Source organism: Nitratireductor aquibiodomus NL21 = JCM 21793 (assembly GCF_000615975.1).
Taxonomy (GTDB): Bacteria; Pseudomonadota; Alphaproteobacteria; order Rhizobiales; family Rhizobiaceae; genus Nitratireductor; species Nitratireductor aquibiodomus.
In genome coordinates, this window is the sequence record NZ_BAMP01000116.1 from 1 (window position 1) to 11,906 (window position 11,906).

Consider the following 11,906-nt stretch of genomic DNA (forward strand, 5'->3'; position numbering starts at 1 on the left):
TTGCCCGGGAAAAGTGGAGGGATTTTCTGGTAGCGCTGTACGCGACAGGAGGACCCTATGGGCAAACGAGAACGACGGATTTTCACGGAAGGTTTCAAGAAGGAAGCGGTTCGGCTGACGGAAACGAGCGGGCGCACGATCGGCCAGGTAGCGGACGATTTGGGGATTGGATTATCCAGCCTGACGCGATGGAAGCGGCAATACCGGGAAGCCGATCTGTTGACCGGTCCGCATGAGGACACGGCCAGGGAGCTGGCGCGGCTGCGCAAGGAGAATGAACTCCTTCGTCAGGAACGTGAGATCCTCAAACGGGCCGTAACTTTTTTCGCCAAGGAGGGAAGTCGATGAGATTCAAGCTCATCGATGAGGTGAAGAAGGAATTCCCCGTACATCGTCTGTCCAACGTTCTTGGCGTCAGCGAGAGCGGATATTTTGCCTGGAAGGGTCGTCCTGCCAGTCGCCAACAACAAGAAGACCTGGTCCTGCCGGCGCACATCCGGGTGCAGTTCTCGACATCCAATGAGACCTATGGTGCACCGCGCATGCATGTCGAACTCACCGAAGAAGGGCTTGCCGTCGGGCGCCATCGTGTGGCTCGGTTGATGCGCGACAATGGCCTGAAAGCCCTGCAGAAGCGTCGCTACAAGAAGACTACCGACAGCAGTCATGGCGGGCCGCTCGCCGCAAATCTCCTCGACCAGGACTTCGGTTGCGACGGCCCCGATGAGAAGTGGGGTGCTGACATCAGCTATATCTGGACGGCCGAGGGTTGGCTCTATCTGGCCATCGTGCTTGATCTCTACTCACGGTGTATCGTTGGTTGGGCAACGAGCGACCGGTTGAAGAAGGATCTGGCCCTCAATACGCTACGGCGTGCCATTGCCCTTTGCAACCCGCTGCCCGGCCTGGTCCAACACACCGATCGCGGCAGCCAATACTGCTCACATGACTACCAGCGGCTGCTGAAGGCGCACGGCATTGTTCCTTCGATGAGCGGCAAGGGCAATTGCTACGACAACGCGATGGTGGAAACGGTGTTCAAGACGATCAAGAACGAACTGATCTGGCGAACCAGCTTCCAGTCCCGAAGAGCCGCGGAATTGGCCCTTGGCCGATACATCGACGGATTCTACAATCCACGTCGACGACGTTCCGCTCTGGGATACAAATCGCCGACATCATTCGAGGCCGAAATGGCCATCACAGAGTGAAAGCCTCTCCAATAAATCCGGGCAAGCCCATTCAGGTGCTCCTGACTATCTTGTATGCTCGACTGGCCGCCGTTGCCGTGGTGAATCAGGTCCATCCTGCCTCCGTCGATGCAAGTGATCCAGATGCTCATCACAGCCCGAAATAAAACACTCAGAACCCGCATTCGGTGTTTTACCGCGCCGCGTGGGCGCCGTGCAAAAACAATTTCACCACCATGTCGACATGGCGCTCAATGCCTTTTTCTGACAACCCTGTTTCTCCAGTGAGCAAAGAGCGGGTCTGGAAGGCGCCATTCAGCATTCCCGCAAAGATAGTGGCGGCTGTATAGGGGTCTTCCAGCTCCAGATCTCCGCGGCGGTTGCAAAGGGCCAGATAGTCTCCAATACGAGACTGGAACGCCAGGGGACCGGCCTCAAAGGCACGTTTGCCAAGGTGCGGCCGGGAAATGGCGACCGAGACAAAGCGATGGATGACGGCAAGCAATACGGGGTCAGACATCCGCTTGAGAAAGGCGCGTCCCAGGCGGGTCAGGTCAGCTTCGATGTCCCTGCCATCCAACTCGATGCTCTGAGGGACATGCTCGTCAAGAACTGTTTTGACGAGATGCTCCATCGCGGCTTCGAACAGTCCTTCCTTGTCCCCGAAGAAGCCATAAATGTCACGACGCGACCCTCCTGTGCGGGCAATCACGTCGCCCAGAGATGTCTGGTCGAAACCGTTCTTCAGAAAGAGCTCGGCTGCCACGGCGACGGCCTGTTCGCGGCGGGCGTCGGGAGGGCGGCTTGAGTGTGGACTGTCCGGTCTCGTCATATCGAGTGATCCAATGATGAGCGTGGTTGACATGGTACTACCTGATACCATATGCGTTATGCAATATGGTATCCATCGGTACCAATTTCACAAAGGGCGCATCATGCGTGTCGGAACAGCCGCACTCATTTGCACTATCGCATTGGCTCTCGGGGCCTGCCGTCAGGAGGAAAGCGATAACACTTCCACGGAGCCCCGCGCGGTGCGCGTGATCGAGGCACGGAGTTATCCTGCCGGTCGGCTCCACCGCTTTCCCGGAGTGGTGGAGCCGCACCAAATCACCCGGCTGGCCTTTGATGCTGGTGGGAGACTTGGCACGGTCGAACTGGCAATCGGTCAGAGGGTGATGGCGGGCGAGGTCTTGATGCAGCTCGATCCGGACGATTTTGCGCTGCGGCTTGCCCGCACGGAGGCTGCCCTGTCGGAAGCACGAGCGGCGCTCAGGTCTGCCAATGACGAGGCTGCGCGGCAACGTAAACTGTTCGCACGCAACGTTGCTTCGCAGGCAGCACTGGACCGTGCCACAAGCGCGCAGGATCAGGCGCGCGCACGGGTGGATCAGGCTGAACGTCAGCGCGACATCGCCGGGGAGGCTCTGGCCGATACCACGCTTCGCGCCCCATTTGATGGGGTGATCAGCGCGGTGCCAGTCCAGAGTTTCGACAGCGTGCAGCCCGGCCAGCCAGTGGTCGCTCTCTATGAGGCGGGGCGCCTGCGCGTACCGATCCTCGTGGGCTACGATGTCATGACCCAGTTGGAAATCGGACAGAAGGTCGAGCTTCACCCCTCCCTGGAGCGCTTGCCAGAGCTTTCCGGGGTTGTCGCCGAGATTGGTCAGCGCTCGGAGGTGGTGTCCGCCTTTCCGGTTCTGATCGAGCTGACCGATGCAGATGAGCACGTTCGCCCCGGACTGGGGGTCGAGGTGCGCGTTTCGCTGCCGATGCCCGAGCTGCCGAAGGGATCGTGCTGCCCGTAAACGCACTGGCGACCCACCTCATGACCGCCGGGAGTATGAAGGCGCGACGTGGACTTGTTTTTGTGGTTGGGGAGGCGAACCAGCTGGAAGCGCGCGAGATTTCTCTGGCGGGGTTGGACGGATCCCGTCTGGTGGTCGCATCCGGCCTTGAGGAGCGTGCTTTGGTGGTTGTTGCAGGTGTCCCCTTCCTGCGTGCCGGGCAAAAGGTGCGTCCGATGGAGCCGCGCCCGTGACCGCGCCTACCGCATTCGCCATTTCCCGCGAACGGCTCATGCTTTTGTTGATGGGACTTATCCTGGCGCTCGGGATGATGTCCTATCTGACGCTCCCTAAGCGGGAAGACCCCGAGATTACCATTCGCACGACCCTGGTGATGGCAACCCATCCGGGGCTGGATCTGGCACAACTCGAAGAGTTGGTCGCGCGGCCTCTGGAGGAAGCCACGCGAGCGATCGAAGGGGTGGACGAGATTCGCACCCGGATCGGCATGGGCACGGTGGTTTTGGAGGTCGATCTTGAAACCTCGGTCCCGGAAGCAGCGATCCCTTCGGTTTTCGGCGAAATCGAAGATGACCTTGCCGCTCTTGCCCCCACCATGCCCGAGGGCACGCGCGGGCCCTTGATCAATACCGATTTCGGCGCGGTCTCCATCGCGTCCATTGCTCTGACGGGCCCCGACTTTTCGCTCTCGGAGATCAAGGATCAGGCCGAGGTGTTGCGGGACCGGCTTTACGGGAAGGAAGGTATTTCTGCCGTGGAGGTGCACGGAGTCCAGGACGAACGCATCTGGCTTGAAACGCGCTCGGAGGCCCACGGCAACATCTACACGCTGCTTCCCGTTATAGCCAAAGCGTTGCAGGGGCAGAATGTGAGCCTTTCCGCCGGATCGATTTTGCTGGATGGGCAGCGCATGCCGGTGGAGATCAGTGGCGAGTTGCGCAATGCGGACCAGATCGCTGATCTGCTGGTTGAGGTGCCCGGTGCCGGAAAAGGCGCAAGACTGGTTCGGCTCGGCGATTTGATCACGGTGCGGCGCGGGACAGTGGACCCGGCGGAACGGCCTGTCTTCCACAATGGCAGGCCCGCAATCCTGCTGTCGGTGGAAATGGCAGCTGGCGAGGACATAACCGTGGTGGGCGACATGCTGCGTGGGGAACTTGATGCCTTCGCCGCCAGCTTGCCGGTGGGTATGGCAGCGGAGCTATCCACGTTCCAGCCTGCGGTTGTTGCCGACTCCGTCAATGAGGCGTTGGTCAACATGGGGCAGACCTTCGTTGTCGTACTTTTCGTTATGCTGGCCTTTATCGGCTGGCGGCAGGCGCTGATCGTTGCAACCATAGTGCCATTGGCTGTGGCTTCGCCTTTGCCCTGATGCCTGTTGCGGGTGTGGTGCTGCAACAGGTCTCGATCGCGGCGATTATTATCTCGCTTGGGCTTCTGGTGGATAACGGCGTGGTCATCATCGAGGATATGGACAGTCGCATTCGTGAGGGATCGAGCAGGACCGATGCTGCCCGCGCCGCCGGGAGCCAGTACACACTGCCATTGGCGATAGCTCGGTCACCACTGCCGCTGCTTTTCTGCCGCTCTTCCTGCTGGATGGGACCGAGGGGCAGTATGGGTATTCGCTGGGGGCGGTGGTGGCGCTGATGCTTACCGGATCCTTCATCGCCGCAACGAGCTTTCTGCCAGTCCTTGCCATCCGGTTTCTGCCTGAGCCGAAGGCCACTCCTGCTCCGGGCATTCTTGAACGGCTCGGGACGGGGTACGGGCGGCTGGTCCGTTTGGGTTTGCGGGCGCCCTGGGTCATGGTTTTGCTTTGCCTTCTGGTCGTTGCTGGCGGTGTCAGCCAGATGGGGAAGGTGCCTCAGCAAATGTTCCCCTTGAGCGAGCGGGCACAACTCCTCGTCTATTTCGATCTGCCACGCGGCAGCGACATTTCTGCTACGGAGTCGGAGGCGCTGCGCTTTTCCGAATGGCTGCGCAGCAACGAGGAGGTGACCTCTGTCACCTCCTTCATAGGCTATGGCGGGCCGCGTTTCGTTCTTTCCCTCGATCCGGCGGAAACTGATCCCGCCTCCGCCTTCATGGTCGTCAACACGAGCGATTTCGGGGCATCAGAAAAGCTGCTCCCTCGCGCCCGCGCGGAATTGGACCGAGCCTTTCCGGATGCGCGGGTGCGTCTCAAGCGAGTGGCCATGGGGGGGCGGGAGCCGGGCCTGGAGGTCGCGATTTCAGGCCCTGATCCCGACCGGCTTCTGGCCGCCGCTCATGATGTGGAGGCGGGGTTTTCCAGTGCGCCGGGTCTGACAGAGAATGCAGGGGATTGGGGCAATCGTCGCCTGATTGGCCGCGTGATCGTGGCGCAGGATGAAGCCCGTCTGCACGGACTGAGCACGCGCGATCTTTCCCAGACCATGGCGGGAATGCTGGAGGGGCGGCCCATCTCGGTATTACGCGAAGGCGATTCGCAGATTCCCATCACGCTCCGGCTTGACCCCGAATCCATGGAGGGCCCCATGGCGGTCGCGAACATGACGATTTCGACCTCGGCCGGCCTGATCCTGACCGAACAAATCGCCAGCTTTGAACCGGATCTGGAGTTTTCATCCCTGCGCCGTGTCAACGGGCAGCGCCGGGTCACCGTAACGGCGATTTCCACGGAACTGACCGCGCCGGCGTTGGCCGATCACATCGCGCCCACGCTGGAGCGGTTGCAGGAGGAGCTGGGGCCGGAATACGATATAGCGCTCGGCGGCGAGATTGAGCAGAGTGCCGAGGTGCGCGAGAAGCTCGGCGGCGGCTTCCCTGCTGCAGTCGCCGTAATGCTGGTGGCATTGATGGTGCAATTCAACTCCTTTCGCCGTGTGGTGGTGACGCTGGCCTGCGTGCCTCTCGTGATCGCCGGGGTGCCGCTCGCACTGCTGGCGTTCGGGCAGCCGCTCAGCTTTTTCGGAACGCTGGGGATGATCGCGCTTTCTGGCATCGTCATCAACAACGCCATCGTGCTTATCGACCAGATCGACATAGAACGTCGGACCATGTCGCTGGATGCCGCTATCGCAGAGTCGGCTCGCAAGCGCTTCCGTCCAATTCTGCTGACCTCGCTGACCACGGTTCTGGGACTGATCCCGATGGCGACGACCGGTGGTGGGCTATGGGAACCGATGGCGACGCTCATGATAGGCGGCCTCGGCCTGGCCTCGGTGCTGACCCTGTTTTATGTCCCCGCGCTCTATCGGCTGGCGCTCAGCCGGGAGATCAACGGAGGTCCCCAGGTGTGAATTCTGGATAGGTTGTTCATTCGCATTGAGTTCTTGAGACTGGTTGGTGCGACCGATCACGATAAGCGCGACAGGCCGGTGCGGAGAGTAGATGCCATCCGGATAGTGTTCTCATCCCGATCCCTGGCCAGAATTACAAACTGGCGGGCAATGGATGTGAACGAGTGTTCCCGACATTCTTGTTCAGGCACTAAGGAGTGCAGGGGCAGCAGGGTAGTTTATGATGAGACTGATCGACCGGTTTGGCGAACTCGGCCTCATCATCACAGACAAACCGCGCGGATCATCACGCCGATGGCTCCTAGTTGTCGACATACGTTTGCAGATGCGCTTGAATAACGTTATATCATAACCTATAAATCATTCCTCCGCTCGCAAAATGGTTTCACCATGCCTGACACAGCCAAGCCTAACGACCGCCCTCCCGTCACAGTGCCGACAAGTCCGCCGTGCTGAATCAGTTCGCAAACAATCAGGAGCGAAAGGCCGTAGGCGTCGTCAAGTGCCTGCTGGACATCGCGCTTGATGCTGATCCCGCGCATGATGGAGGGTGCCAGCCTCGCGCATGGAGACGGGCCGCGGGTCGGACGCGCTGTGGTTTCAGCAAGAAGGGGCCGCTTTGAACCGTCGCCCTGCTGCCGGAATGGGGTCGCTTTGACTGTCGGGCGTGAAACAAGCCCTGTTGCCGAGGATGAGAGCAAGGGCCAGCCAAGGTGTCCGCCTGTTTCGAAGCAAACTTTCAGGAGAGGTGTGATGACAATGCCGCTATCGGTACGCAGGAGCAACCTCATGGGGATCGCTCTGTGGCTCGGTGTCCTGCAGGTTGTTTTCTCTACCATGGCGTGGGGAGAAACGCGCACACTCAAGCTGTACTTCGTTCATACGAAGGAACGCGCCACTATCACATTCCGGAAGGATGGACTTTATTTGCAGGACGGCCTGGCCAGGCTGAATGCCTTCTTGAGGGACTGGAGAAACGGTGAACAGACCCAGATCGATCCCCGCCTTATGGATCTACTCTGGGAGGTGCACCAGGATCTGGGCGGCAGGGGGGAAATCCATGTGCTCTCTGCATACCGGACGCACGCGACAAACAATATGTTGCGTTCACGCAGCAGGAACAGCCGCGTAGCAAAAGCGAGCCAGCATACCCTCGGCAAAGCCATAGATTTTACCATTCCAGGTGTTTCCCTGAAGGCAATCCGCGATGCTGCGCTTCGGAAGGAGGCGGGGGGTGTAGGCTACTATCCAACATTCATTCATATCGACACCGGTGGCGTCCGCCACTGGCCACGGTTAAGCCGCAAGGAACTGCTGGCAGCCTTCCCCGACGGCAAAACCATCCATGTTCCCGCCGACGGGAAACCATTGCAGAGCTACGCAACGGCACTTGCTGAACACAAGCGCAGGAAGTCCAAACCCGATCGTTCCATCACTGTATCACGCAAAACGGTATCGCCGTCTGAAAACCAACCAACCAAGCAATCCCTGTTGGCGCATCTACTGGGGCGTAAGCCGAACGCCACAGAGAACAGCGAAGCTGAGACCACCCCACGCCCCAATGCCTATGCTTCAGTAGAGCCTACGCGCCTTTCGATGGGAGCCGGGCCGCAATCGCTCAATGCCGTTGATCCGGTGGTCCATATGCCTGACACGCTTGATATCATCCCAATACCGCGCCCCGTGGTTGGTGATGCTGAGCGCCAGGCAGCCCTCCTGAACGTTCCCGCCGTGGAGCCGGCGTCACCATTACCTGTCGAGAGTGGTGTGATACCGCGTCCTCAACCTTCACCACGCCGCGGCGGTAAGGTCATCGCCAACGCGCCCCTTCCTCAGAAGAAACCGGCCATTGTAGAGCACGACCGCGACGAGATTGCCGAACTGGTCGCGGCCTATGCGGCCGTTGCCGATAAAAAGCCCAGTCATGTGCAGAAATCACCGGGAAGCAGCAGGCTTAAAGGTGTTAGCGGGAATGCTCCGCCACATATCAAGGGGACACACCGAAACGCATTTGGCAATCGTTTGCTGCCCGCCTTCATCACTGTGCCACCGGACGTGATGTACCAAAATTCCTTTGAGCAGAAACCGCGGCAGGAAGTAGCCACAGGCCGCTTTGAGGGACGCGCTGTCCGGTTTCTTCCAATCATCCGGTTCAGTGCTGGTTCCCCCGTGGAGCCTCGCTGGAGCCGACACTCCGGGCAATGAGCATTGCTACCTGATGCGATGCAGCAATCCATGTTGCATACGAGTGGAGCCTTTCCAAAGTCCTCCAGCATTCTCTTGGAACGAGCGATTCTCCGCGTTCGTGCAGAAGTCACATGATGCCACCTGACTACAAAATACTATAACGACCGGCGGTGAGATGATCCGTTTGTTTTCCTGCCCCTGACATATTCTTGCCTTTAACGTTATAACATTAGAAGGCAGACGAGAGGGAGAGATCGATGCGATTATCCAGTCAGCCTGAACCAGGCTGCCGTGGCGACTTCGGGCACATTCGCCACCGCGATACTATGGTCAATTTTGCCTTTCACACGCATTGGCGGCCTTTGACGGCGGTTGTTCTCCTCGCCGCCGGTTCTGCCCTTCTGCTCTCACAGGCAGTCTTGGCGTCGCTCGGGCAGGTTGATGTCATGAGCGCTCGCATCGTCCCAACAAAACAACGCAGACAGGTAAGCACGCCAAAACAGGACAGGCTGAAGATCGAAACCGTCATCGATGTAGCAAAGGTCGATATGATCGAAAGCCGGATTGACGGCTCCTTCGCGCGATACGCGTATCAGCGCGCCGCCGTCGATCTGACGGTGATCGATCCGGAAAACCTCTATCGAATGGCCTCGCGAAGGATGCAGTACAACCGCGATGATACCAGAACCCGGGACCCGTTCCACCTGGTACTCCGTGCCGAGGAAGAAGGTCGAACCGTGCCGAAAGCAGCGCCCCTGACCGGCGCTCAGGAAAGCCCGCCATCTCTTGGGGTTCCGATCAATGTGAGCGTCGCCGAAAAGAGTCCGCGGCGCTCCGCCCGACGGATTTTGTCCGTGCCAACACGGCCGCTGTCTCTGGCAGGCATCGAGAGTGCCTTGAAGCTTCCGGTTCAGGATCAGAACAGTCTGGCGGTCCGTCTGGGGCAATCGGTGATCCGACCAGGCGAGCGATTGGAACTGATCGTTGAAGACGCAGGACAAGATGGATCACAGGCGCGCATCGATCTGGCGAAATTCACGCCGGAGCAAGGCCCCCCGCGGCTTCTCGCGCGTGTAGACGAGGCAACCTTTGCAGAAATCAGGCAACCTTCTGTCTACGAGCGCCTCGTGGCCGAGGCCCTTGCAGGCATGCAGAAGAAAAAAGCCTCGCTGGAAGACCAGAATCTTTCCGGAGAGTTCGAAAAGGCGAAAAGTGAGTTCCCGCATCTCACGACCCTCCTGGCGGAAGCCAGGGTGCCGTCAGAGGTATCGGTTCAGGTGGCGAAACTGGTACGCTCCAACAATATTGATGTCGCCCGTCACCCACACCTGAGCGCCAAACTCGACTTGGTCTTTCGCACCAATGCGGATGGCAGGGACGAGTTGGTGTCTCTTTCCTTCAAAGATGGAAAGTCACGTCAGCGTTTTTTTCGCCACCGGGTTTCCCCGGATGTGGAACCTGAGTTCTTCGACGAGGATGGCCGCTCCGTGTCAAAATTCCTGATGGCGAAACCGGTTCCGGCGGGCCGATGGGGCGACAAGTTTGGCTGGCGCATTCATCCAATCCTCGGCTACCGAAAATTCCACAATGGGGTAGACTTCCCCGCGCCAAAAGGCTCGCCCATTCTGGCAGCGGGTGACGGGGTCATCCAGCGCATCGCCTGGCAGGCCGGCTACGGCAACTATGTGCGCATCAGGCACGACCCTGGCTATACAACCACTTACGCACACCTCTCGGGCACGCCAGAGACGCTCAGGGTCGGCCAGCGCGTCTCTCAGGGGCAGGTCATTGCGTATGTAGGATCGACCGGTCTCTCCACCGGGCCGCACCTTCACTACGAATTGCGTGTTGATGGCCGCCATGCAGATCCCACCAAAACACGCCTTCCGGCCGGGACCAATTTGAAAGGCAAGGCGCTTGAGGCGTTTCGCGATCGGATTGAACACATTGAACACATCTCCGGGCTTATTGATCCCTCGGCACAACCGGTGAATGCAAATCTGGTGCGATAAGGGAAACCGCCGTAGAGGCTGTTCCCTCGACGGTGTGGCTGTTTCTCGACCGGAGCGTCATCGCGTATGAAAAAGACGGCGCATCCGGGCCGCCTTTTCTGGAAGGGAGCAGTGCACGATAGCGCGCCGAGGAAGTGCTGGACGCCGCCCTGCTACCGCGAGGGACATCTGGAATCGGCACGGCGCCATCGCACCAACGGGCCACCCCACCGGCCACAGGCCGCATGAACAGGCATGATCTCGCGACCATCGCATGTCACAATGCGCCAGGCAGTCCTGTCATGTCATTCATAGCGTTCACGAAGGAGCAAAGCATGGACAGCACAGGCACAAGCGACAAAGACGGGTCTGTCGAGCCGGCGCCACCAGCGCCCACGACCCGCATCGCCATCGTCTATCACTCGGGCTATGGCCACACCGCACGGCAGGCGGAAGCGGTCGCGGCCGGCATCAGGCAGGTGCGCGGCGTCGGGGTCCTGCTTCTGACGACCGACGAGGCGCAGATGCGCTGGGAGGAGTTGAACGCCGTGCAGGCGATCGTCTTCGGGGCGCCGACCTATGTCGGCGCGGGTTCCGCATCCTTCAAGGCGTTCCAGGAGGCCAGTTCCAACGCCATCATGGCCAAGGGCTATCTGTGGAAGGACAAGATCGCGGCGGGCTTCACCAATTCCGGCACGCAGTCGGGCGACAAGCTGTCGACGCTCCTGCAGATGGCGCTGTTCGCCGCGCAGCACGGTATGCACTGGGTCAACCTCGACCTGCCGCCGGCAAACTGCTCCTCCACGGGCTCGGATGAGGATCTGAACCGGCTCGGATTCTGGCTCGGCGCAGCGGCACAGTCGAATGTCGATCACGGGCCGGACCTAGCGCCGCCCGAGGCTGACCTTGCAACCGCCCGGCATCTGGGTCAGCGCGTGGCAAGCGTCGCCCTGCAGTTCACCCTCGGGCGCGAACCGGCGCTCGCCACCCTGGCGGGATAGGCCGCGATGTCGGCGGCGGATACCGATATGATCTTCACCGGCCTTCGGCCAGGGCTGACCCGGCTGGCCTACCGCATGCTGGGTTCGGTCGCCGACGCGGAGGACATCGTGCAGGACGCATGGCTGCGCTGGTTGAGCCATGAGCGCAGTGATGTCCGCGAGCCGGCGGCCTTTCTGCGGACGATCGTGACCCGGCTCTGCGTCAACGAACTGAAATCGGCGCGCCGACGGCGCGAAACCTACATCGGCCCCTGGCTGCCCGAACCGTTTTTCGATCCGGAGAACGAAGGCGAGCTAACCGAAGACATCACTCTGCCGCTGATGATGGCTCTGGAAAGACTGTCCCCTCTGGAGCGGGCGGCCTTTCTGCTACACGATGTGTTCGGCGTCGGTTTCGAGGAGATTTCCGCAGCGCTCGGCCGCGACGCCGCCGCGTGCCGCAAGC

11 protein-coding genes are annotated in these 11,906 nt (G+C 60.2%); 10 read left to right on the forward strand and 1 reads right to left on the reverse strand.

Annotation, left to right across the window (positions count from 1 at the left end; genetic code table 11):
• Window positions 1-57 precede the first annotated feature (57 nt).
• Window positions 58-1,211 (forward strand): IS3 family transposase gene (locus JCM21793_RS20855; RefSeq protein ID WP_155983503.1). Its coding sequence is split into 2 segments (ribosomal slippage): window positions 58-316 and window positions 316-1,211, totalling 1,155 coding nucleotides; the frame shifts between segments, so codons are not numbered across the junction.
• 172 nt (window positions 1,212-1,383) lie between these two features.
• On the opposite strand, the gene JCM21793_RS20860 is transcribed toward JCM21793_RS20855, so the two are convergent.
• Entirely contained in the window at window positions 1,384-2,055 is a 672-nt protein-coding gene (locus JCM21793_RS20860) for a TetR/AcrR family transcriptional regulator (RefSeq protein WP_025031598.1), read from the reverse strand.
• Between the two features lie 169 nt (window positions 2,056-2,224).
• On the opposite strand from JCM21793_RS20860, the gene JCM21793_RS28945 reads away from it, so the two are divergent.
• From JCM21793_RS28945 to JCM21793_RS20900, 9 genes are all read left to right on the forward strand, one after another.
• Window positions 2,225-2,998 carry an efflux RND transporter periplasmic adaptor subunit gene (locus JCM21793_RS28945; RefSeq protein WP_162175241.1) on the forward strand — a complete coding sequence of 258 codons (774 nt, stop codon included), beginning with the start codon at window positions 2,225-2,227 and terminating at the stop codon, window positions 2,996-2,998.
• Between the two features lie 20 nt (window positions 2,999-3,018).
• Complete coding sequence (locus JCM21793_RS20870; RefSeq protein ID WP_081784787.1) at window positions 3,019-3,231, forward strand: hypothetical protein; 213 nt, start codon at window positions 3,019-3,021, stop codon at window positions 3,229-3,231.
• A complete protein-coding gene (locus JCM21793_RS27465; protein ID WP_155983504.1) occupies window positions 3,228-4,370 on the forward strand; it encodes an efflux RND transporter permease subunit in 1,143 nt (380 codons plus the stop codon). The genes JCM21793_RS20870 and JCM21793_RS27465 overlap by 4 nt, the downstream gene beginning before the upstream one ends.
• Window positions 4,370-4,648, forward strand: a complete 279-nt coding sequence (locus tag JCM21793_RS30675; protein ID WP_036541207.1) for an efflux RND transporter permease subunit — start codon at window positions 4,370-4,372, stop codon at window positions 4,646-4,648. Before JCM21793_RS27465 ends, JCM21793_RS30675 begins: the two co-directional genes overlap by 1 nt.
• Window positions 4,594-6,282, forward strand: a complete 1,689-nt coding sequence (locus JCM21793_RS27475; RefSeq protein ID WP_244439932.1) for an efflux RND transporter permease subunit — start codon at window positions 4,594-4,596, stop codon at window positions 6,280-6,282. Before JCM21793_RS30675 ends, JCM21793_RS27475 begins: the two co-directional genes overlap by 55 nt.
• Window positions 6,283-7,071: 789 nt before the next feature.
• Window positions 7,072-8,487, forward strand: a complete 1,416-nt coding sequence (locus JCM21793_RS28435) for a peptidoglycan L,D-endopeptidase MepK (RefSeq protein WP_081784791.1) — start codon at window positions 7,072-7,074, stop codon at window positions 8,485-8,487.
• Window positions 8,488-8,915: 428 nt separating this feature from the next.
• On the forward strand, window positions 8,916-10,481 hold the full coding sequence (locus JCM21793_RS27485) for a M23 family metallopeptidase (protein WP_210164486.1): 1,566 nt from the start codon (window positions 8,916-8,918) through the stop codon (window positions 10,479-10,481).
• Window positions 10,482-10,795: 314 nt separating this feature from the next.
• Window positions 10,796-11,461, forward strand: coding sequence for a flavodoxin family protein (locus JCM21793_RS27490; RefSeq protein ID WP_007007361.1), 666 nt, complete (start codon window positions 10,796-10,798; stop codon window positions 11,459-11,461).
• Window positions 11,462-11,467: 6 nt separating this feature from the next.
• Window positions 11,468-11,906: sigma factor (locus tag JCM21793_RS20900; protein WP_025031605.1), on the forward strand; the 439-nt coding region annotated here is incomplete at its 3' end.